Genomic DNA, 21,149 nt, shown 5'->3' on the forward strand with positions numbered 1-21,149 from the left:
GACATGCACTTCACCCTCGAGGAGCACACCCTCGCCAACGGGCTGCGCGTCGTCGTGCAGCCGGACGACACGACTCCGACCGTCACGGTCAACCTGTGGGTCGGTGTCGGATCACGCCATGAGGAGCAGGGTCGCACCGGCTTCGCCCACCTCTTCGAACACCTGATGTTCCAAGGGAGTGCCAATGTCGACAACGGCGAGCACTTCCAGGCGCTCATGGGTGTGGGTGGCCGGCTCAATGCCACGACGTGGTTCGACCGGACCAACTACTTCGAGACGATCCCCTCGGGGGCGCTCGAGCTCGCGCTGTGGCTCGAGGCCGACCGGCACGCCAACCTGCTCGCGGCGGTCAACCAGGCCAACCTCGACAACCAGCGTGATGTGGTCAAGGAGGAAAAGCGGCAGCGCTACGACAACCAGCCCTATGGCCAGGCCCTGTCGACCGTCTACGCGACGATCTTCCCCGAGGGTCACCCCTACCACCACCCGACGATCGGCTCGATGGAGGACCTCGACGCCGCGTCGGTGCAGGACGTGCACGACTTCTTCACCGCCCACTACGCGCCGGACAACACGGTCCTGACGATCGTCGGTGACGTCACCGCGGAGCGGGCCATCGAGCTCGTCGAGCGCTACTTCGGGCACATCACCCACCGGGCGGCGCCGCGGCGTGGTCCCGTCGACGCGCTGCCCCCGCTCACCGAGCCGGTCCGGGTCGAGGTCGTCGACGAGGTGCCCAATGACCGCATCCACCTCGCCTTCCGTCTCCCTGCCGAAGGGGGCGACACCCGCCGTGAGTTCTTGGCCGCCTCCATGGCTCTGGACTGCCTGGGCGGCCTGAGCTTCTCGCCGCTGGAGCAGCGCCTGGTCCGCGACGAGCAGGTCGCCAACAGCGTGGACGTCGGAGCGATGGGCTTCGTCGACGGGGTCTCGCTGGGGCTCGTGGTCGTTGATGTCGCCGAGGGCGTGGACACCGACGCGCTCGAGGAGCGGGTCTGCGCGGAGATGACCGCCTTCGCCGACGAGGGGCCGACGCCCGAGCAGATGGAGGCGGTGCGCGCCCAGGCCGAGCGAGGCTGGCTGTCGGCACTCGCGGCCAAGGACGAGCGGGCCGACATCATCGGTCACTACACGTGCCTCCACGACGACCCGGGCTATGTCAACACCTTCCTCGACCAGCTGGCCGAGGTCACGCCGGAGGAGGTGCGAGCCGCAGCCGACCGGTGGCTCCGGCCGCAGAGCCGGGCCGCCGTCGTCTACCGCGTCGCGCAGGAGCAGGAGGAGGTCGCATGAGCACCGTCCACGAGGCCAGCGCCCCGGCGCAGCCGCGCCCCGAGGTCGCCCCGCCGGGGGAGTGGACCTTTCCCCAGCCGCGTGAGCTCGACCTGCCCAATGGCATCCGTGCGCTCGTGCACGATGTCCCTGGCCAGTACGTCATCTCCGTGCGCACGACCGTGCCGGTTGCCCTGCGGCACGAGCCGCGCGAGATCGAGGGCGTCGCGTGGATCATGGCGCGACTGCTGGACGAGGGCACCCGCACCCATGGTCAGCGCGAGCTGTCCGAGCTGCTCGAGCGGCGTGGCATCGCGATCGGTGCCGGCATGAGCGAGTCCTCGCTCGGCATGGACATGGACGTGCCGCTGCGCAATCTCGCCGAGGGCCTTGGTCTGCTGACCGAGTGCCTCACCGAGCCTGCATTTGCAGAGACAGAGGTGTCGCGCCTGACGCGTACCCGACAGGCAGAGATCGAGCAGGAGCGGGCCTCTGCCGGGCGTCGTGCCCTCAAGGAATGGGCCAAGACCTACTACGACTCCGCCAACCGCGCGAGCCGTCCGGGGTCGGGCACGCCCGAGAGCGTCGCGGCCATCACCCGGGAGGATGTCGTCGCCTTCCACGCCGCGCACGTGCACCCCGAGGGCGCGACGGTCGTCGTCGCCGGTGACCTGACGGGCGTGGATGTCGACGCTCTGCTCGCGCAGTCGCTCGGCGCGTGGACCACCTCGGGACGCACCGCCTCGGTGGAGCCGGCGCCCGCGCCGCGCGCCGCCGACGCCGCACGCGTGGTGCTCGTCGACCGGCCCGGCTCCGTGCAGTCGGAGATCCTCATGGGCAGCCCCGGCCCGGACCGGCGCGTCGACTCGGGGTGGGCCCCCTTCCCCGTCCTGGGCTATGTCATCGGTGGCGCGCCCAATGCCCGCATCGACGAGGTGCTGCGCGAGGACAAGGGCTACACCTACGGCATCCGGGCGGGTTTCCGGCCGCGGCAGATCGGGTCGGCCTTCACCGTCTCCGGATCGGTGCGTGCTGACTCGACGGTGGACTCGCTGCGTCTGCTGACCGAGATCATCGAGGGTGTCGGCGAAGGGATCTCCGCGGAGGAGACCCGCGCCGGCGTGGACTTCCTGACCCTCACCGCGCCCGGTCGCTATGACACCGCTGATGCCATCGCCGACGAGACGAGCGGGCTGGCGGGCGACAACCTGCCGCTCAGCTTCACCAGTGATGTCATCGCCGCGATGCGTGAGCTGACGCCCTCCGACCTCGACGCCGCGTGGCGCGAGCACGTCTCGCAGGAGCGCACGATCATCGTCGTGGGCGACGCGAGTCTCTACCGCGACGAGGTCGAGGCGCTCGGGCTCGGCCCGGTCACCGTCGTCCCCAACTGAGCGGCGTCAGCTCGTCACACGCGATGGTTGTGTGTTGAACCGGTAGTTCTGGGCGCCGGCGTCGCCATATGAGCCTCGCCGGCGCTCCTGGCTACCACTTCAACGCACAACCAAGCGAGGCGAAGGGGGCTCGTCCCCAGATCTGCGACGTCCCTGTGTGCAGGTGTGGCTGGCCGCTGTGCTGGTCGGATGATCTATCTGAGAGACCAGTGGCCGGGGAGCGGGCGCGAGCTGGCGCTGGCCGTGTCCAGGGATGAGCTCCTGCGTGCGGGCAGGTACTACCTCACGCAGGACACCTCGCTCGAGGTCAGGCGGGCCTTGGCGGAGGGGCTGCGACCGACCTGTGTGACGGCAGCCAAGGAGCACGGCCTGTGGGTGCCGCGCGAGCACGGACGGCACGTGTACTCACGGCGCGGGGCTGTAGGGGCGGGGTGGGTCGGGCACGGATGGCACCAGCGGTGGCCGGAGAGTGATGCGATCGCATCGCCACGCCTGCTGCTGGAGCATGCGGCCGTCTGCCTCGACCCGCTCGATGTCGGGATCCTCGCCGACTCGGCCCTGCACCAGGGCAAGGTCAGCGCTGAGGAGATCGCTGCTCTGGCCCGCTCCGCACCGCGTCGGACCGCACGGGTGCTCAGTCGGGTCTCCGGGCTGTCGCAGTCCGGAACCGAGAGCAAGGTGCGGTTCTTCCTCCAGCTGCACAATGTGACCGTGACCCCCCAGGTCAAGATTCCCGGTGTGGGCTGGGTCGACAACCTGGTTGGGCGTCGCTGGATCATCGAGTGCGACAGCAGGGAGCACCACACCGGTGAGGACACCTATGCCAAGGACCGAGCTCGGGACCTGCGGGCGCTGGAGCTGGGGTACTTCACGTCGCGGCTGACCCACCACATGGTGATGGGCAGGTGGGGCCAGACCTCGCAGACGCTGCTGACGGTCATCAGGTCCGGCCGCCACGCCGAGGATCCGGCCAAGTACGCGCTCTGACCGGCCACTGAGCCGGTTGCTTGTGTGTTGAACCGGTAGTTCTGGGTGCCGGCGTCGCCATATGAGCCTCGCCGGCCCTCTTGGCTACCACTTCAACGCACAACCATCTCTCGGCACGGTGCTACCGGTGCTGGTGGTGCTCGTGTGACGGGCGGGGGGTCAGGTCAGGCGTCGGGGGCCAACCGCGCGAGCACCTCGTCGTGCAGCAGGCCGTTGCTGGCGACGGCATTGCCACCCCACGGGCCGCGCTTGCCCTCGAGCGAGGTGAAGCGGCCACCGGCCTCCTCGACGATCGCGACGAGCGCGGCCATGTCGTAGATCTCGAGCTCGGGCTCGGCGGCGACGTCGACGGCGCCCTCGGCGACGAGCATGTAGGACCAGAAGTCCCCGTAGGCCCGGGTGCGCCACATGTCGGAGGTGAGGTTGAGGAAGCTGCGCCCTCGCCCGCCTTCGCGCCAGCCGTCGAGCGAGCTGTAGGAGAGCGAGGCGTCCGCGAGCTTGGACACCCGGGAGACGCCGATCTGCTTGGCCTGAGAGAGCGAGCGTCCGGTCCACGCGCCGGCGTCCTTGGCCGCCCACCAGCGCCGACCCAGGGCGGGGGCGGCGACGAGCCCGACGACGCAGTCCTCGCCGTCGACGAGCCCGATGAGCGTGGCCCACACGGGGACGCCGCGGACATAGTTCTTGGTGCCGTCGATCGGATCGATGATCCAGCGACGCTGCGACTCGCCCGTGCTGCCGAACTCCTCGCCGAGGATCGAGTCGCGGCCGCGCGATCGCGCGAGCTGGGCGCGGATCGCCTCCTCGCAGGAGCGGTCGGCGTCGCTGACCGGCGTCAGGTCGGGCTTGGACTCGACCACGAGGTCGTCCGCTTGGAAGCGGGACATCGTGATCCGCTCGACCTGATCGGCCAGCACGTGGGCCAGCCGCAGGTCATCGGCATATTGGGAGGTCGCCATCCGGTCAACGTACCTGCCCGGCTCAGAGTACGGAGCAACGGCAGAGCGGCTAGTGGGTGTCCTCGCCTGACCGCGCGCGCAGCAGCCGGCGCAGCGAGTCCAGCCGCTGCTCGCCGCCCGTCCCGGCGTGGCCGGCGGCCACCCAGGCGTCGAGCGCGCAGTCGGGCTCGTCGTGGGTGCAGCCGCGCGGGCAGCCGTCCTCGGCGCCCTGTGCCAGCTCGGGGAAGTGCCGGATGATGTGGTCGGCCTCGACGTGCGCCAGACCGAAGGAGCGGATCCCCGGGGTGTCGATGATCCACCCGGGCGCGTCCGGGTCGTCCAGGTCGATCTCGAGGCCCTCGACCGCGGGCAGCCGCAGTCCCAGCGCACTGGTCGACGTGTGCCGTCCGCGTCCGGTGACGTCGTTGACGTGCCCCGTGGCCCGGTCGGCCGCGGGGCACAGCGCGTTGACGAGCGTGGACTTGCCGACCCCGGAGTGCCCGACGAGCACCGAGACCCGGCCGGCGAGGCGGCGGCGCAGCTCGGTGAGGCCTTCGCTGCCCTCGGTGAGCACGGACGTCACCACGTGCGGCACATTCAGCGGCGCGTACTGGGCGAGGAAGTCCTCACCGGACGCAAGATCGGACTTCGTCAGGACGAGAAGGGGGTCCATCCCGGCGTCGTAGGCCGCGACCAGGCAGCGGTCGATCAGGCGCGGACGCGGCTCGGGGTCGGCCAGGGCCGCGACCACCACGAGCTGATCGGCATTGGCGACGATCACCCGCTCGAAAGGATCGGTGTCATCAGCAGTACGCCGCAGCACTGTCGCCCGCTCCTCGATCCGCACGATGCGCGCCAGCCCGTCCGGCTGGCCGGAGGTGTCGCCGACCATCGCCACGCGGTCGCCGACGACGACAGGGGAGCGACCCAGCTCGCGTGCTCGCATGGCGATCACGACCCGCTCGGGCAGGCCGTCACCGGCGGGGACGAGCGTCGTCCAGCGGCCACGGTCGACGGCGGTCACCCGACCGACGATGGCGTCCTCGTGCTTGGGCCGGTCCTTGGTGCGGGGGCGGGTTCCTCGACGGTTGGGCCGCACCCGCACGTCGCGTTCGTCCCAGCTGCTCGCGGACCGACCCATCAGCGCACCGCAGTCCTGAGCATGGACTCCCACAGCTGCACGAACTCGGGCACCGTCTTGGCGACGGTGCCGGGGTCCTGCACGACGGTGCCCGGTGCGCGGAGCGCCATGACGGCAGCGGCCATCACCATGCGGTGGTCGGCATAGGTCCTGAAGGTGCCCGCCCGCAGCGGTGCCGGGTCGATCTGCAGCCCGTCCTCGAGCTCGGTCACGCCGACACCCAGGCCAGTCAGCTCGCGCGAGAGTGCCGCGATGCGGTCGGTCTCGTGGCCACGGATGTGCCCGACGCCGCGGATCCAGGAGCGGCCCTCGGCGCACGCGGCCAAGGCCGCGACGACGGGGGTCAGCTCGGCGGCCTCGTGCAGGTCGATGTCGATCCCGCGCGGCCGTCCGTCACCGGTGACGGTGAGCGTGCGGGAGCCGAGGGTGACCTCGGCGCCCATCTGCTCGAGGACGTCGCGGATCGTGTCGCCGGCCTGGGTGGTGTGCCCGGGCCAGTCCGGCACCGACACCGACCCGCCGGCGACGACGGCGGCAGCGAGGAAGGGCGCGGCATTGGACAGGTCGGGCTCGACGGTGACGTCGAGGGGCAGCAGCTCGCCCGGCTCGACCCGCCAGGTGTTGGCCTCGGAGTCGTCGACCGCAGCGCCGGCATCGCGCAGCGTCTCGACGGTCATCTCGATGTGCGGCAGCGAGGGCACCTGCTTGCCCTCGTGGACGACGGTGATGCCCTCCTCGAAGCGGGACCCGACGAGCAGCAGCGCGGAGATGAACTGGGAGGACGCGGACGCATCGACCACGACGGTGCCGCCGCGCACGGAGCCTTGTCCCTGGACGACGAAGGGGAGGGTTCCCCTCCCTTCGTCCTCGATGGTGATCCCGAGGTCGCGGAGCGCATCGATGACCGCGGCCATCGGCCGCACGCGGGCGTGCTCGTCGCCGTCGAAGGCGACCGGGCCGCCGGCCAGGGCCGCGATGGGCGGGAGGAAGCGCATGACGGTGCCCGCGAGACCGCAGTCGACGGGGCGTCCGCCGCGCAGGGTCGCGGGCGTGATGATCCAGTCGGGGGAGGCTCCGGTGGAGGTGGCGTCGTCGACGCCGGCACCGAGCTGGCGCAGGGCCTGGGCCATCAGCTCGGTGTCCCGGGAGCGAAGGGGGCGGCGCAACCGCGAGGTGTCCGTGGCCAGTGCGGCGAGGACGAGGTACCGGTTGGTGAGGGACTTGCTGCCCGGCAGCGTCACGGTCGCGTCGAGGCGGCCGGACGCTGCCGGGGCATGCCAATCAGGGGTGCTCATCGCGGGTCAGGACACCGCGTTCTTGGCCTGGAGGGCGGCCAACTTGGCCTCACGACGAGCCGTCTTGCGGGCATTGCGCGCGGTGCGCTCGACGCTCTCGCCGGCGAGCTTGGCGCGGTAGGCGACGCCGGGCTTGCCCTCGGTGTCGACCGCGGCCAGCATCAGGCCACCCATGAGGCTGGCGTCCTTGATGAACTGGGTCATCTTGCCGGCCTTGGCCTGCGGGTCGGACTCGGCCCAGAAGTTGTGCGTGGCCATCGTCGGGGCCAGCGTGCCCATGAGCACGGTGGAGGCCAGTCGCGGGAACTTGCCCGTGGCGAGCAGAGCGCCACCGGCGAGCATCGCGGCGCCGTTGGCACGCACGAGCAGCTCGGTGTCGTCGGGCAGCTGGGTCTTGCCGGCGAGCGGCTTGGTGACCGTCTCGGCGGCGGGTGCGTGGGCGCTGGGGTAGCGCAGGGCGTTGATGCCGCCCCAGATGAAGATGCCGGCCAGCATGGGGCGGGCGATGCGACGAACGATCATGACTGCTCCTTGTCGTCGTGGACAGCACCGGGAGGATCCCGGCGGATACACCTCTACCGTAGTCGGCCCGGCGGCCTAGGCTCGAGGTGTGTGCGGACGTTATGCGGCCACGGCCAACCCGGATGACCTGATCGAGGAGTTCGAGATCGACGCCGATCGGGTGGGTGATCCGGCGCGCTCGCTGCTGAAGTCGCCGCAGGACCCGCCGGCCGGCACCCCGGACTACAACATGGCGCCGACCAAGCAGGCTCCGGTCGTGCTCAGCCGTGCGCCCAAGGGGGACCCTTCGAGGCTCGGGCCCGGGGGCCCTCACACCTCAGGACACGGGGAGCGCCAGCTGCGACTGCTCACTTGGGGTCTGGTGCCGTCATGGGCCAAGGAGACCAAGGTGGGGCTGCGGATGACCAATGCCCGCGCGGAGACCGTGCTGGAAAAATCGTCCTTCGCCAAGGCCGCCGCGAGCCGGCGCTGCCTCGTGCCGGCTGCCGGTTGGTACGAATGGCAGCTCTCGCCGGTGGCGCGCGACCGCAAGGGCAAGCCGCGCAAGCAGCCCTTCTACATCCACCGGGGTGACGACGAGCCGCTCGCCTTCGCCGGGTTGTACGAGTTCTGGCGGGACAAGGCGATTGCCGACAACGATGACCCGGACGCGTGGCTGACCACCTTCACGATCATCACGACCGCGGCCGACCCCGGCATGGACCGCATCCACGACCGCCAGCCGCTCGTCCTGGAGCGTGAGGACTGGACACGTTGGCTCGACCCGAGCCTCACTGATCTCGCCGAGGTGGGGGAGCTGCTCGCCTTTGCCCGGCCCGGCCGCTTCGCCGCGTACCCGATCTCCACGGCGGTGGGCGCGACGCGCAACAACGGTCCGCACCTGCTCGACCCGCTGCCGGAGTCCGAGCTGGTCGGCGTCGTCGACCCCGAGACCGGGGAGGTCCTCGGCGACGTTGGTCGAGGTGCGACGAAGGAGCCTCGAGACCCGGAGCCGTCCAGATGATCGAGGTCGTGACTGAGCAGGGGCCGGCCCGCGTCCACCTCACCCCGGCGAAGGGGGCCACGCGCGGCTCCCTCCTCCTCACCCATGGAGCCGGTGGCGGGGTCGATGCCACAGACCTCGCGGCGATCGCAGCGACCTTGCCGGCCCACGGCTGGCAGGTGGCGTTGGTCGAGATGCCGTGGCGGGTCGCGGGCAAAAAGGTGGCGCCCATGCCGCCCAAGCTCGACGCCGCGTGGCGCGAGATCGTCGCGCAGGTGCGTGACGACCTGGCCGAGCGGGTGATCTTCGGCGGCCGCAGCGCAGGCGCGCGAGTGGCCTGTCGGCTGGCGGTCGAGCTGGGTGCCGACGGGGTGCTGGCGCTGTCCTTCCCCCTCGTGCCGCAGGGCAAGGGGGCGGACACGTCGCGCATCGGTGAGCTCGTGCTCCCGGTCGAGGCAGGGCTGCCGGTGCAGGTGGTGCAGGGCGCGCGGGACCCCTTCGGCTCACCCGACGCCGTCCGCGAAGCGCTCCGAGGAGCCCTGGGGGACGAGGCCCATGACGTGCGTGTCGACGCAGCGCCGGGGACGCACTCCTTCACCGGTGGCCAGGCCATCGCCGACCTCGTCGCCGCCTCGCTGGTCGAGGTGTGAATGCCCGCTAGGGCGTGAGCCTCGAGACCGTGGTGACCGGGTCTCGAGGCTCAGCCGTGGACGGCTTCGCACCTCGACCAACGAGGGCGGCGGCTTCGCACCTCGACCAGCGAGGGCGGCGGCTTCGCACCTCGACCAACGAGGGCTACGAGCGACCCAGCGCCAGCAGGATCGCCAGCACCTCATCAGGGTCATCGAGGCGCTCGCCGTACAGGTCGCGCACCTGGTTCATCCGGTAGCGCACGGTCTGGGGGTGCACGTGCAGGGACTCGGCGACGAGCTCGCGGCGTCCCTGCAGCAGCAGCCAGGCCCGCAGGGTCTCGGACAGCCGCTCGGCGGCGCCCTCGCCCACCTCCTCGAAGGGAGCCAGTGCCGCCGCGCGCAGATCGGCCAGGGCCGTGGGGTCGGCGTGCAGGACGAGCTCCGGCAGGAGGGCGTCGGCGTCGACGAGTCCGTCGCGCAGCGCGCGGGCGCGCACCGCCCGCGCATAGGACTCGTGGACGAGCAGCCACGGCCGGGCGGGGCCGATCGCCGCGTCGCGCCCGTCGAGCAGCTCGAGCAGCCGCTGTCTGGAGCGTCCGCCGCTGTCGGGGACGAGCAGCACGGCGCTGTCGGGCCCGGTGTCGCCGCTCCTGTCGGGGGCCGGCAGTCCTTCGGTGAGGGTCAGGGTCCGCGGGTCGAGGACGCCGGCGGTGGTGAGGAGCCGGCCCCGGGGGACGAGGACCGCGGTGAGGGTGCGGGGGGCGGTCCAGTGCGCGGCGGCCGCGGCGCTCTCGAGCTCGGCCTCTCCCGCCCCGATGAGCAGCCCGCGGGCCAGCCGGTCGAGGTGGACGATGCGGTCGCGCTCGGCGCTGCTCGTCTGCTGGTTGTGCCCGGCGACGGAGGCCGCGGACAGCTCGTCGATGTAGGTGAAGACGAGCTCGGCAAATCGCCCGAGCGTCGCGGCGTCCGCCCCGGCGGCGATCGCCTCGACCGACAGCTCGCGCCATGCCGCGCCCGCACCGACGCGGTAGGCCGACAGGAGCGCCTCGACGGGGCGGCCGTTGCGGGCTTCGGCCCGGCCGAGCTCGCTGGCGGCGGAGACGCCGACGCCGAGAGGCCCCCCTCGCGGCGCGGCGCTGGAGGCCAGCGAAACGAAGCTCTCGAGCGAGACCTGCACCGCCTTTTCGATCACCCGCCCCATGCGCCCCTGGAAGGGCACGTCGTAGGCGGGCACCTGCTCCATGACCTCGGCGACCACGAGTCGGGCGACCCGTGGCAGGTGGGATCGAAGGGAGGAGACCGTCGCCTCGTCGAGGGCGAGGTCCGCGGCGCGTTGCGCCGTGCGACCGACGTTGTCCGACAAGGGGTTTCCTCCTGGGTGGGTGGCTTCGAGGCTTAGCCAGTGTCATGACTGTACTCACGTTTTGTCTCGTGCGAACAATCTTATGGGTGAAATCCTACTCACAAGGGACACAGTGGCGGCAGGGTTGAGGCGAGAGGATGGAGTCATGACAACAACCGCATCTCGCTTCGAGGCTCGCCCGCTGCGCGGACCCGCACCTCAGCGAACGGGTACCGCCGCGGTCCGCGACACTGCTGCGCGGATCTTGCGCGGCTTGGCCACGCCGGTCGTCCCCGAGGACTACCTCGATCTCTTCGCCCCCCTTCGCTCTGGTGCCGACCTGCGCGGCCGCATCGTCTCCGTCATCCCCGAGACCCGCGACGCCGCCACGATCACCATCCGCGCCGGCCGGGACTGGCAGGGTCACTCGCCCGGTCAGTACATCCGCGTCGGTGTCGACGTCGACGGCCGCCGCCTGTGGCGCGCCTACTCCCTGACCTCCGACACGAGTGCCCGCGACGGTCTGATCTCGATCACCGTCAAGGCGATGCCCGACGGTCTGGTCTCCCGGCACCTCGTGCACCACACGCGGCCGGGCACGATCGTCCAGCTCGACCAGGCGACCGGCGACTTCATGCTCCCGCAGAGCGTGCCGCCCAAGGTCCTCTTCCTCACCGGTGGCTCCGGCATCACGCCCGTCATGGGCATGATGCGCAACCACGACTTCGACGGGCTGGACGTCGTCCACGCCCACTCCGCACCGACGGCCGACGACGTGATCTTCGCCAAGGAGCTGGCCAGCCCCGCTCCCGGCGTGCGCGTCATGGTGCGCCACACCGACGACGAGGGCATGTTCACCCCCGACCAGCTCGACGAGCTCGTGCCCGACTGGCACGACCGCGAGACCTGGATCTGCGGCCCGGCACCGATGCTCGACGCCTTCGAGACCCACTACGAGGCCGCGGGCAAGAGCGAGCTGCTCCACGTGGAGCGCTTCCGCCCGACCATCGTCGAGGCCGGCGAAGGGGGCACTGCCTCCCTTCGTGTCGGCAGCGACACCAAGACCCTCGAGCTCGACGGCGCGACCACGATCCTCGACGCCGCCGAGGACGCCGGCGTCCTCATGCCGAGCGGGTGCCGGATGGGCATCTGCTTCAGCTGCGTGCTGCCCATGACCGACGGCGCCGTGCGCGACCTGCGCACCGGCGACCTGACCACGACGACTCCCGATGACCCCGCGGTCAAGGTGCAGACCTGCATCTCCGCCGTCGCGGGTTCCTGCACCATCGAGACCAAGGAGAAGTGACCATGACTGCCACTCTCGAGCGCACGACGGACGCCCGCATCACCGGCGGCATGTCCGATGTCATCCACACCCACGTCAATCTCACCGAGTCGCCGATCTCGCACCTCACCCCGGAGCGGATCGAGGAGCTCGGTCGCGAGCTCGACGGGATCCGCGCGTCCGTCATGGACTCGCTGGGCGAGGCCGATGCCCGCTACATCCGCCGCGTGATCAAGGCGCAGCGCTACCTGGAGATCGGTGGCCGCGCGGCCCTGTTCTTCTCCGGCAACCCGATCGCCTGGGTGGCCGGGACGGCCGCGCTGAGCGCGTCCAAGATCCTGGACAACATGGAGGTCGGGCACAACATCATCCACGGCCAGTGGGACTGGATGCGCGACCCGAGCATCCACTCCTCCACGTGGGAGTGGGACAACGTCACGCCGGCGGACCACTGGAAGAGCAGCCACAACCAGGTGCACCACACGTACACCAACGTCGTCGGCCACGACAACGACCTGGGCTACGGCATCATGCGTGTCGACGACGCGCAGAAGTGGTACCCGGGCTACCTGATCCAGCCGATCACGCAGTTCATCAATGCCACGCTCTTCGAGTACGGGATCGCCGCGTACGACCTCGAGCTCGGCAAGAACTGGAAGACCCGCAAGGACAACCCGGAGTGGATGTTCGAGGCGAAGAAGGTCGTCAACAAGATCAAGAAGCAGGCCGGCAAGGACTACCTGCTCTTCCCGCTGCTGTCGGGGCCGAACTTCCTGTCGACCCTCGGCGCCAATGTCGTGGCCAACCTCGTGCGCAACTACTGGACGCACTCGGTCATCATGTGCGGCCACTTCCCGGCGGGCGTGAAGACCTTCACCAAGAACTCGATCGACGGTGAGACCCGCGGCGAGTGGTACCTGCGCCAGATGCTCGGCTCGGCCAACATCACCGGCTCGACGCCGATGCACATCGCCACCGGTCACCTGAGCTACCAGATCGAGCACCACCTCTTCCCCGACATGCCCAGCCGCCGCTACCCGGAGATCGCCCCGCGCATCCAGGCGCTCTTCGCCGAGTACGGCCTGGAGTACGTCTCCGGCTCGCTGCCCAAGCAGGTCGGCTCCGCGTGGAGCGAGATCATCCGCCTGTCCCTGCCCAACGACACCTCGCTGAGGCAGACGATCGGCATCCTGCGCACGTCCGGCATGAAGGGCCTGAAGGCCCGCGCCCGCGCCACCCGCTTCCAGCTGGCGGCCTGACGCAGGGTGCTCGCCAACGGCCCCCTTCGCCGGTTGGAGGTATACGCGCTGACGAAAGGTCAGCAAGTATGCGTCCACCGGTAAAGGGGGCCGTGTGCGTGGAGGTGTACCCGCGGGTGATTCGTCGGCGCGCATCCCTCCACCCCCGGGTCGAAGGGGGATCCCCTCACGCGGGATAGCCCTGCGGGTTGGCCTCCTGCCAGCGCCACGTGTCGGCGCACATCTGCTCGATGGTGCGCGTTGCGCGCCAGCCCAGCTCGGCCTCGGCGCGGGCCGGGTCGGCGTAGCAGGCGCCCAGGTCGCCAGCCCGTCGGCCGACGATGTCGTAGGGGACCGGGCGTCCGCTCCCGGCCTCGAAGGCGGCGACCATCTCCAGCACGGATGTCCCGTGGCCGGTGCCGAGGTTCCACTCCCTGACCTGCAGGTCAGGGTGCGCCTCGAGGTACTGGAGGGCGGCGACGTGGCCGGCGGCGAGGTCCTCGACGTGGATGTAGTCGCGCAGGGCGGTGCCGTCCGGGGTGTCGTAGTCGTCGCCGAAGACCTGGAGCCGCTCGCGGCGACCGACGGCGACCTGGGAGATGAAGGGCATGAGGTTGTTGGGGATCCCCTGCGGGTCCTCTCCGATCCGTCCTGAGGGGTGCGCGCCCACGGGGTTGAAGTAGCGCAGCAGCGCGACCTGGACCGACCCGGTGGCGGCCACGTCGCGCAGGATCTGCTCCTGCATGACCTTGGTCCAGCCGTAGGGGTTGGTGGACGCGGTCGGCAGCTCCTCGGGCATCGGGACGCGGTCGGTCTCGCCGTAGACCGTCGCCGATGAGGAGAAGACCAGCGTTCGCACGCCGTGTCGCTCCATCGCCCGCAGGATCGCGAAGGTCGTGCCGAGGTTGTTGTCGTAGTACTCGAGCGGGATCTCGCTGGACTCGCCGACGGCCTTGAGCCCGGCGAAGTGGATCACCGCGTCGAAGTGACCGTCGGCGAAGAGCGCGGACGTCTTGTCGGTGTCGCGCAGGTCGAAGGCGTGGCTCTCGATGCGCGTGCCGGTGAGCTCCTCGAGGCGCGGGAGGACCGAGGCTCGGGAGTTGACGTGGCTGTCGGCGATGACGGGCTCATGGCCCGCCGCGACCAGCTGGACGACGGTGTGGGAGCCGATGTACCCGGCTCCGCCGGTGACGAGGACGCGCATGCCGTCAGCCTAGACGCCCGCCCCACGCTGGCTGAGGAGGTTGCGCAGCGACAGGCAACGCTGGCTGAGGAGGTCGCGCAGCGACCGTCTCGAAGCCCCCCTCAGCCCTCGGTGGAGATCTGCCGTACCTGCGTGACCTCGGACCAGGACCCGTCGTCGCAGATCGTGGTGATCCGCTGCATGATCGTGGCTCGCAGCCGTGGGGGAGCGGGCTCGCAGGCACAGGAGCGCTGCACGATCTCGCGCAGCACCTGGTCGAGGTCGCGCTCGGCGAGGCACGGGCTGCAGCTGGCCAGGTGCGCGCGCAGCGCCTGGGTGTCAGCCGGTGTCATCTCCCCGTCGACGTACTCCATCATCCGGTAGAGCGCCTGCGAGCAGTCCATGTTGGCGTCGTCGTGGCTCATGCCTTGCTCTCCTTGGCGACGGCCATGCCGCGGTCGGCGGCATAGTCGGTGAGCATCTCGCGCAGCTGGCGTCGGCCGCGGTGCAGGCGCGACATCACGGTGCCGATGGGCGTGCCCATGATCTCGGCGATCTCCTTGTAGGCGAAGCCCTCGACATCGGCGAGGTAGACCGCCATCCGGAAGTCCTCGGGCAGCTCCTGCAGGGCCCGCTTGACCTCGCTGTCGGGCATGCGGTCGAGCGCCTCGACCTCGGCGGAGCGCAGCCCCTTGGAGGTGTGCTGCTCGGCCTTGTGCAGCTGGTAGTCCTCGACCTCGGGGGAGTCGGACTGCTTCGGTTCGCGCTGCTTCTTGCGATAGGTGTTGATGTAGGTGTTGGTGAGGATGCGGTACATCCACGCCTTGAGGTTGGTCCCGGGCCGGTACTGGTGGAACGCGGCGAAGGCCTTGGCGTAGGTCTCCTGGACGAGGTCCTCGGCGTCGGTCGGGTTGCGCGTGGTGCGCAGCGCCGCAGAGTACAGCTGGTCGAGCAGCGGCATCGCCTCGCGCTCGAAGCGCGCGCGTCGCTGCTCGGTGGTCTCGTCGGAGACGTCGACGGCAGCATCGGCCGCGGCCTGTGCGGCCAGCTCGTCAGTGGTGGGATCAGTCATCGCACTCCACCCTAGCGGGGTGGCGGTGCGCTCTCCGGCGTGCAGTACGAGCACCTGGACTCCTGTCCTCCGTGGTGGCCTTCCTGCGGTCCAACATCAGGGGGGAGGTCCCCATTCCCCGGCCCATGTTGGGCGAGGTGCGCCACAACGTTGGTCGAGGTGTGACGAGCGCCAGCGAGGAGCCTCGAGACCAGACCTCGCGACCCCTCCGTTGGTCGAGGTGTGACGAGCGCCAGCGAGGAGCCTCGAGACCAGCCTTCGCGACACCCACGTTGGTCGAGGTGTGACGAGCGCTAGCGAGGAGCCTCGAGACCGCCCCTGTGGACAGTCACCAGCGCCGTGACTCACCATCCGCTGAGATCAACCCATGCCTCACGTCCACATCCTCCAGTGCGGGGACGGGTCCTACTACGTCGGAAGCACGCGCAATCTCGACGTCCGGATGCAGCAGCACGCCATGGGGAAGGGGGCGAAGTACACGAGTCGTCGGCTCCCCATCACCCTGCTGTGGGCCCAGGAGACCGCGAGCATCGCCGAGGCCTACGCCTGGGAAAAGAAGATCCAGGGCTGGTCCCGGGCCAAGCGTGAGGCTCTGATGCGCGATGACTGGGGACGAGATCCAGCGGCGCTCGAAACGCCGCGGCGGTCAACCCACCGTTGGCTGAGGCGTGACGAGCACCCACGTTGGCTGAGGTGTGACGAGCGCTAGCGAGGAGCCTCGAAGCCTGGTGGGGTCTCGAGGCTTCGGCCGCGGGCGGCCTTGCACCTCGACCAGCGACATCACCGTTGGCTGAGGTGTGACGAGCGCTAGCGAGGAGCCTCGAAGCCGGACGGCCTCGCTCCTCGACCAACGTGGGGGCCGAGCATGACGAAGGGGGCCGGCCCGGGTGGGCGGCCCCCTTCAGCTGCACAGGGTGCAGGTGCTCAGGCGTTGGGCTTCTTGCCGTGGTTCGCGGCCTTGCCCTTGCGCGAGCGACGCTTGCGGGCGCGCTTGCTCATGGTGACTCCTTGGGTACGACGTCCCCCGCCGAGGGCGGCGGGATGGGAACAACGACGCATTCTGTCATGACCCGGTGAGATTGGCTCGCGGTGGGGCTGCTATCTGCAGGAGATCGGTGGCATCATGGGGGAGTGAAGAAAATCACCGTGATTCTCGGAGTCTCCGCCGCAGCCCTGTCGCTGTCCGGCCTCCTCGGCTTCCAGCAGGCTGCCAGCTATGACTGGGCGGGCAGCAGTGCTGGTGACAGCTGGGACTGGGCCGGTGTCTCCGGCGACAGCTGGGACTGGGCCCTGCCCAAGGCCGCGAGCTGGGACTGGGCGATGCCTGACGCGGCCCCGGCCGCTCCCGACGCCTGAGTCCCTCCGGACGGCTCCTACATCCGGGTCTGACCGAGCAACGGTCGACTCGGGGGTACGTCCTTGTCATCTCGGCCCTGGCGGCCGTCGCCCTGGTGGTCGCCCTCGTCGTCTCGGGGCTGCCCCAGCGGATGAGCTGGCTGATCACCATGCTCGTTGCGGGCTTCATCGCCTCCGTGGGCCGACCGCAGGCGATCGGTCCGATCCAGGTCTCTGCGTCCGGCATCATCCAGATCGCCTCGATCCCGCTGCTCGGCCCGGTCGGTGCCGCCCTCGTGGGCGCCTTGCCGGTGGTCGTTGACCGCAACGAACCTCTCAAGCGCCTCTACAACGCCAGCCAGCGCATGCTCTTCCTCCTCACGGGCGCGTTGGCCTACGCCTTGGCCGGCGGCCGCACGCTGACGGCCGGGTCGGGTGGCATCGGCCCCGCAGATCTCGCGGTGGCCATGGCCGCGGCCTTCGTCGCCGCGGCGGTCGTCAACTCGCTCCTGCTTGCCGGGGTCCTCCAGCGCAGCACTGCCGGCTCCCTGCGCGTCATCGGCGCCGACCTCATCCGGCAGGTCATCCCGTCGTACATCAGCTACGGGCTGGCGGCCTATCTCCTCGTGGTCCTCTGGGCCCCTGCTGGACTGGGCTGGGCGTCGATCCTGTTTTTCCTCCCGTCGCTCCTGGCGATCCAGTGGGGCCTGCACCAGCACTCGGCGCAGTGGGCGACCCGGCACGCAATCCTCAATCCCTTTGTCGTGGCTCTCGACCTGCGGCGACCCGGAGCGGCGGACGAGGCCCGGCTCGCTGCCGGGGCAGCCACGGCCGTCGCCAACGGACTCGGGCTCACCCCGGCGCTCGTGGACAGCGTGGCGACGGCGGCCCAGCTGCGGGACGTGGGCATGCTCGCCCTGGATGGCGCCCCGCCGGCAATCGTGCGGCGCGACCACTCCACCGCGGCTCGGCAGGTCGTCGGGACGGTCTCCTTCCTCCACCCGACGCTCGCCCTCATCGACGCCCACCACGAGCGCGTCGACGGGCAGGGCCATCCGCTCGGCCTGACCGGCGAGCAGATCCCCGTCGGCGGCCGAGTCCTCGCCGTCGCCGACACCTGGGCGCACCTCGTGGCCGAAGGGTGGTCCCCCCGCGACGCCGTCGACCACTGCGAGTCGGTGGTCGGGCAGAGCCTGGACAAGGCCTGCGTGACGGCCCTGCGCCGTGCGCTCGAGCGCGACCAGCTGCCCGCGAGCACTGCATGATCGCTCCACTGCGCTCGCGGCCCGGACTGGTGCTCTTCGGTCTCGCCGTCATCCTCGGGTCCGCGGCCGCCATCCAGGCAGACGTGACCGCGGCGATGATCACCCCCTTCGCCGTGGTTGCGGTCGGGGCGATGGTCCTCGGCGAGCAGCTGCCGATGCGGATCTCCCGGAGGGTGATCGCGCCGTTGACCACGACGCCAGCTCTCGGGCTGATCCTCGCTCCGCTCGGCGGTCAGGGCGCAGAGGCCCCCTCCGCGTGGACGGTCCTGGCGATCGTCTGGCTGAGCATCCTCCTCGGCGGTCTGCTCGCCCGCGTCCGGGGGATCTCCGTCGTCGAGGGCTCGCTCGGGTCGCGCTTCATCGGCATGGCGGTGACGACCGCCTTCGCGCGCGGCGTCGTCGTCGAGGGACAGACGCTCGTGGACTGGGCCTTCGACCCGCACGTCCACCCGGCGGTCGGCGCTTCGGGCCTGGTCGTCGCAGCACTGGGGGGCGCACTCGTCGAGCGGATCGTGGACAACGCGGTCTCCCTCATCGGCGAGGGCCGCCCTCTCGCCCACATCATCGCTGCCGAGGCCGGGCCGATCGCGGGCATCTCGGTGTCGACCGTCGCGTCCGGCCCCCTCATCGCCCTGGCCAAGCCGGTGCTGGACTGGGCGGCCATCCCGCTGCTCCTCGTGCCGGTCGTCGTCACCTATCTCTCGGTGCGTCGCCTGGTCACCATCCGCCAGTCCCTCGACGAGTCGCTGCAGGCGATGGCCCGCCTCACCGAGGTCGTCGGGCTGACCCGCGCCGGCCATGTGCGTCGGGTGACCGCTCTGGCCTGCGCGATCGGGCAGGAGATGGGGCTCGACCCCTCGGGGCTGCACGAGGTGGAGCGGACGGCCATGCTGCACGACGTCGGTCAGCTCGGGCTGGCTGAGCCGCTGCGCGAGGGCGCGACGATCAACGCCAGTGGTACAGAGGCCGAGCAGATGGCCGCAGCGGCCCGCCGGATCATGGGAGACACCCCTCAGCTCGCCTCGCTCGCGCCCCTCGTCGCCCACGTGGGCACACCCTTCCGCCGCAGCCGCGAGTTCGGTGAGCACATCCCCCTGCCCTCACGGATCGTGCGGGTGGCCAATGCCTGGGATGACATCACCGAGGGCACCCGCTCACCCCGGGCCCGCACCGTCGCGCTGGAGCGTCTGCACCTCGGCCTCGGGTACGACTACGACCCGGAGGTCGTCTCTGCGCTCGAGCGCGCGCTGGAGCTGCAGCGGTAGGCAGTGCGCAGGCTCAGCGGGCGACGGTCGAGCGCAGTGTGATCGCCGCGCCGGTGACGTAGCCGCTGCGGCGGGCGGTGACGTGCACGTGGATGCGGGTGCCCTTGTCCCTGCTGGTGAGGGTGTAGGTCGTGCCGGTCTTGCCCGTGATCGCGATGTTGTCGCGGTACCACCGGTAGCTGTAGCTGCTCGGCCTCGGGGTCCACGCTCCAGCCCTCACCGTGATGGTCTGACCTGAGCGGAAGGTGCCCTTGAGGTAGGGGCGGTTGGTCGCGTAGATCGGGATCCCGGCGCCTGCGGAGGACACCGCCTTGGAGACGTAGCCGGTGCGGTGGGCGGCGACCGAGACGGTGAGCGTGCGGCCCGCGTCGGCGCTGGTCGGGGTGTAGGTCGGCTTCGTGGCCCCCGAGATGCTGGCTCCGTTGCGCTTCCACCGGTAGGTGTACGTCGTCGGCGTCGGTGACCACGCGCCCTTGGTGGCGGTGAGTGTCTTGCCGACCCCTCGCGTCCCGGTGATGGTGGGAGCCTTCGTGGAGGTGAAGGCACCTCGCCGCGAGGTGTTGACGATCCGCACGACCGCACTGCTCGCGTCGGCCGACTCCGTCGTGACCTTGACCCGCCCGTCATGGCTGGCGAAGGTCTGTCCCACCCCGAGAGCCGTCTGGTTGTCCAGCGTGCCGGTCGGGGTGGGGTCGAGCAGGACGGATCCGGACCACGGGCTGGTGCGCAGCACGCGCACGCCCGCGTCCTGCCGGCTGGGGTTGTTGGCATCGCGACCGGTGGGGGTGCGGTACTCGACCCAGTACGTCACGCCGGTGCTGAGGTTGCTGATGACGGCGGCGCGAGTGCCTGCGCCGCCGGAGAGCGCCGCGAGCGTGACCTGGGTGGTCCCGGATCCGAGCCGCACCGCGGCCGCCGGGGGGAGGAGCCCGTGGCGCAGTGCCTGCGGCGTCGAGAGCATCGGCATCGTCGTGGGGAAGGAGGGGCCCATGATGTCGAGCGAGTCGCCGTACTCCGCCTCGTCACAGGTGGTCCACCAGTCGGTCCTGGTGTCGTACTGGGCGTCGGCCCGGTCGGTGCACACGAGCCGGTTGGCGTGGTCGAAGGCCATGTTGTGGCCGAGCTCGTGCGCCAGGACCGGGGCCGCGGTGTCGGCGACGTGCAGGACACCGGGGGAGTTGGGGTTGTCGCCGAGGCTGCCGAGTCCGTACCCGCAGCGGGTGCTCGCGGCCGAGGGCAGTTTGAGCACGAGGCTGCGGTTGTCCCGCCACTGCCAGCCGGTCCGTGCGATCGCTTCGTTCCACAGCTTCATCGGGTCGTCCGCGCAGCTGAAGGCGGACGTGTACCGCGTCGCCATCGCCGGCGCGGCGATGCGCAGCTCGCTGCGCGACTGCTCGCGCCAGTAACTGTCGGTCCTGGCGACCTGTTGGGTCGCGGAGGTCTCGGTGACCGCCTCACGGGTCATGCCCCGCGGCGTGACCTCGACGTAGGTGATGCGGCGGGTCGCCGGTGCGTACGTCGCGACCCGGACCTCGTCCGCCGCGACGACCCGGGTGACCTCCAGCGGGCTGGTGCCCGGAGCGGTGGCGACGGCCGTGCTGGCCGCGCCCAGCGTCGAGGAGGTCGTGGCGGGCGTGCTGTCGGAGGCGTCGCGCAGATCCGCTCGGTGCGCGTCAGCGACGACGCTCTGCGGTGCCTTGACGTCGATCGTCACGGTGGCGTGCGCCGGGGTCTGATCGAGGGCAACGCCGGCGACGGGCACGAGCTGGTTGCCGACCCGCACGGCACTCCACTGCTGGTCGCCGCGGTGCTCGACGGAGGTCCTGACGAGCTCGCCGGTGATCCGCACGCGGGCGTCTGTCGGCGCGTCTTCGGCCTGTGCGGTGGCCGCGGTCGTGACGACCAGACAGGCGGTGAGTACCGCGGGGATGAGGTGTCGTGCGCGCATCAGTAGGCTCCGGGCAAAGAGTCGGCGGCACCGGCCGCAGTGACCGTCGTGCG

General features: G+C 70.6%; 21 protein-coding genes. 11 read left to right on the plus strand and 10 right to left on the minus strand.

The genetic code is table 11. The annotated features are described in order from the left end of the window. The first annotated feature begins 3 nt into the window (after window positions 1-3). From JLI01S_RS02965 to JLI01S_RS02975, 3 genes are all read left to right on the plus strand, one after another. Window positions 4-1,293 (plus strand): M16 family metallopeptidase, encoded by a 1,290-nt coding sequence (locus JLI01S_RS02965; protein ID WP_068259709.1) that lies wholly within the window; start codon window positions 4-6, stop codon window positions 1,291-1,293. Further along, on the plus strand, window positions 1,290-2,666 hold the full coding sequence (locus tag JLI01S_RS02970; RefSeq protein WP_068259713.1) for a M16 family metallopeptidase: 1,377 nt from the start codon (window positions 1,290-1,292) through the stop codon (window positions 2,664-2,666). Before JLI01S_RS02965 ends, JLI01S_RS02970 begins: the two co-directional genes overlap by 4 nt. Before the next feature lie 189 nt (window positions 2,667-2,855). Then, window positions 2,856-3,653, plus strand: a complete 798-nt coding sequence (locus tag JLI01S_RS02975) for a putative endonuclease domain-containing protein (RefSeq protein ID WP_068259716.1) — start codon at window positions 2,856-2,858, stop codon at window positions 3,651-3,653. 164 nt (window positions 3,654-3,817) lie between these two features. Here the strand turns inward: JLI01S_RS02975 and hisN are convergent, their stop codons facing one another. The 4 genes from hisN to JLI01S_RS02995 are packed head-to-tail and all read right to left on the minus strand — an operon-like array spanning window position 3,818 to window position 7,549. Beyond that, window positions 3,818-4,612 carry a histidinol-phosphatase gene (hisN, locus tag JLI01S_RS02980; protein ID WP_068259719.1) on the minus strand — a complete coding sequence of 265 codons (795 nt, stop codon included), beginning with the start codon at window positions 4,610-4,612 and terminating at the stop codon, window positions 3,818-3,820. 49 nt (window positions 4,613-4,661) lie between these two features. Further along, window positions 4,662-5,732: a ribosome small subunit-dependent GTPase A gene (rsgA, locus tag JLI01S_RS02985; protein ID WP_068259722.1), complete on the minus strand. Its 1,071-nt coding sequence runs from the start codon at window positions 5,730-5,732 to the stop codon at window positions 4,662-4,664. Further along, a complete protein-coding gene (gene aroA / locus JLI01S_RS02990) occupies window positions 5,732-7,027 on the minus strand; it encodes a 3-phosphoshikimate 1-carboxyvinyltransferase (RefSeq protein ID WP_068259725.1) in 1,296 nt (431 codons plus the stop codon). The genes rsgA and aroA overlap by 1 nt, the downstream gene beginning before the upstream one ends. A gap of 6 nt (window positions 7,028-7,033) precedes the next feature. After that, window positions 7,034-7,549: a DoxX family protein gene (locus JLI01S_RS02995; RefSeq protein WP_068259728.1), complete on the minus strand. Its 516-nt coding sequence runs from the start codon at window positions 7,547-7,549 to the stop codon at window positions 7,034-7,036. Window positions 7,550-7,637: 88 nt separating this feature from the next. Here JLI01S_RS02995 and JLI01S_RS03000 point away from each other — a divergent pair, with 88 nt between their 5' ends. Continuing rightward, complete coding sequence (locus JLI01S_RS03000; RefSeq protein ID WP_068259731.1) at window positions 7,638-8,552, plus strand: SOS response-associated peptidase; 915 nt, start codon at window positions 7,638-7,640, stop codon at window positions 8,550-8,552. Window positions 8,553-8,560: 8 nt separating this feature from the next. After that, the gene (locus JLI01S_RS03005) at window positions 8,561-9,181 is read left to right on the plus strand and encodes an alpha/beta hydrolase family protein (RefSeq protein WP_245634508.1); all 621 of its coding nucleotides are present in this window, start codon (window positions 8,561-8,563) and stop codon (window positions 9,179-9,181) included. Between the two features lie 145 nt (window positions 9,182-9,326). Here the strand turns inward: JLI01S_RS03005 and JLI01S_RS03010 are convergent, their stop codons facing one another. Continuing rightward, window positions 9,327-10,526, minus strand: a complete 1,200-nt coding sequence (locus tag JLI01S_RS03010) for a helix-turn-helix domain-containing protein (protein WP_068259737.1) — start codon at window positions 10,524-10,526, stop codon at window positions 9,327-9,329. 145 nt (window positions 10,527-10,671) lie between these two features. Between JLI01S_RS03010 and JLI01S_RS03015 the strand changes: the two genes are divergently transcribed. Both JLI01S_RS03015 and JLI01S_RS03020 read left to right on the plus strand, forming a co-directional pair. Further along, the gene (locus tag JLI01S_RS03015) at window positions 10,672-11,811 is read left to right on the plus strand and encodes a ferredoxin reductase (RefSeq protein WP_068259741.1); all 1,140 of its coding nucleotides are present in this window, start codon (window positions 10,672-10,674) and stop codon (window positions 11,809-11,811) included. Between the two features lie 2 nt (window positions 11,812-11,813). Beyond that, on the plus strand, window positions 11,814-13,049 hold the full coding sequence (locus tag JLI01S_RS03020; protein WP_157074798.1) for a fatty acid desaturase family protein: 1,236 nt from the start codon (window positions 11,814-11,816) through the stop codon (window positions 13,047-13,049). Window positions 13,050-13,215: 166 nt separating this feature from the next. On the opposite strand, the gene galE is transcribed toward JLI01S_RS03020, so the two are convergent. From galE to JLI01S_RS03035, 3 genes are all read right to left on the minus strand, one after another. After that, window positions 13,216-14,232, minus strand: a complete 1,017-nt coding sequence (gene galE, locus JLI01S_RS03025; RefSeq protein WP_068259744.1) for a UDP-glucose 4-epimerase GalE — start codon at window positions 14,230-14,232, stop codon at window positions 13,216-13,218. A 101-nt stretch (window positions 14,233-14,333) separates the two neighbouring features. Next, the gene (gene rsrA / locus JLI01S_RS03030; protein WP_068259747.1) at window positions 14,334-14,636 is read right to left on the minus strand and encodes a mycothiol system anti-sigma-R factor; all 303 of its coding nucleotides are present in this window, start codon (window positions 14,634-14,636) and stop codon (window positions 14,334-14,336) included. Continuing rightward, on the minus strand, window positions 14,633-15,283 hold the full coding sequence (locus tag JLI01S_RS03035; RefSeq protein WP_068259750.1) for a sigma-70 family RNA polymerase sigma factor: 651 nt from the start codon (window positions 15,281-15,283) through the stop codon (window positions 14,633-14,635). The genes rsrA and JLI01S_RS03035 overlap by 4 nt, the downstream gene beginning before the upstream one ends. 367 nt (window positions 15,284-15,650) lie before the next feature. On the opposite strand from JLI01S_RS03035, the gene JLI01S_RS03040 reads away from it, so the two are divergent. Beyond that, window positions 15,651-15,992: a GIY-YIG nuclease family protein gene (locus JLI01S_RS03040; RefSeq protein ID WP_084349146.1), complete on the plus strand. Its 342-nt coding sequence runs from the start codon at window positions 15,651-15,653 to the stop codon at window positions 15,990-15,992. Window positions 15,993-16,207: 215 nt separating this feature from the next. Here JLI01S_RS03040 and JLI01S_RS17775 read toward each other — a convergent pair whose 3' ends face one another. After that, window positions 16,208-16,282, minus strand: coding sequence for a 50S ribosomal protein bL37 (locus tag JLI01S_RS17775; RefSeq protein WP_370670776.1), 75 nt, complete (start codon window positions 16,280-16,282; stop codon window positions 16,208-16,210). A 132-nt stretch (window positions 16,283-16,414) separates the two neighbouring features. Between JLI01S_RS17775 and JLI01S_RS03045 the strand changes: the two genes are divergently transcribed. The 3 genes from JLI01S_RS03045 to JLI01S_RS03055 all read left to right on the plus strand — a co-directional run bounded on the left by JLI01S_RS03045 (window position 16,415) and on the right by JLI01S_RS03055 (window position 19,148). Beyond that, window positions 16,415-16,639, plus strand: coding sequence for a hypothetical protein (locus JLI01S_RS03045; protein ID WP_068259754.1), 225 nt, complete (start codon window positions 16,415-16,417; stop codon window positions 16,637-16,639). 95 nt (window positions 16,640-16,734) lie between these two features. Then, window positions 16,735-17,883: an HD-GYP domain-containing protein gene (locus tag JLI01S_RS03050; RefSeq protein ID WP_068259757.1), complete on the plus strand. Its 1,149-nt coding sequence runs from the start codon at window positions 16,735-16,737 to the stop codon at window positions 17,881-17,883. Continuing rightward, window positions 17,880-19,148 carry an HD-GYP domain-containing protein gene (locus JLI01S_RS03055; RefSeq protein WP_068259759.1) on the plus strand — a complete coding sequence of 423 codons (1,269 nt, stop codon included), beginning with the start codon at window positions 17,880-17,882 and terminating at the stop codon, window positions 19,146-19,148. The genes JLI01S_RS03050 and JLI01S_RS03055 overlap by 4 nt, the downstream gene beginning before the upstream one ends. A gap of 13 nt (window positions 19,149-19,161) precedes the next feature. Here JLI01S_RS03055 and JLI01S_RS03060 read toward each other — a convergent pair whose 3' ends face one another. Then, window positions 19,162-21,096 (minus strand): hypothetical protein, encoded by a 1,935-nt coding sequence (locus JLI01S_RS03060; RefSeq protein WP_068259765.1) that lies wholly within the window; start codon window positions 21,094-21,096, stop codon window positions 19,162-19,164. Window positions 21,097-21,149: the final 53 nt, after the last annotated feature.

The sequence above is a fragment of the Janibacter limosus NBRC 16128 genome (assembly GCF_001570985.1).
Classification (GTDB): domain Bacteria; phylum Actinomycetota; class Actinomycetes; order Actinomycetales; family Dermatophilaceae; genus Janibacter; species Janibacter limosus.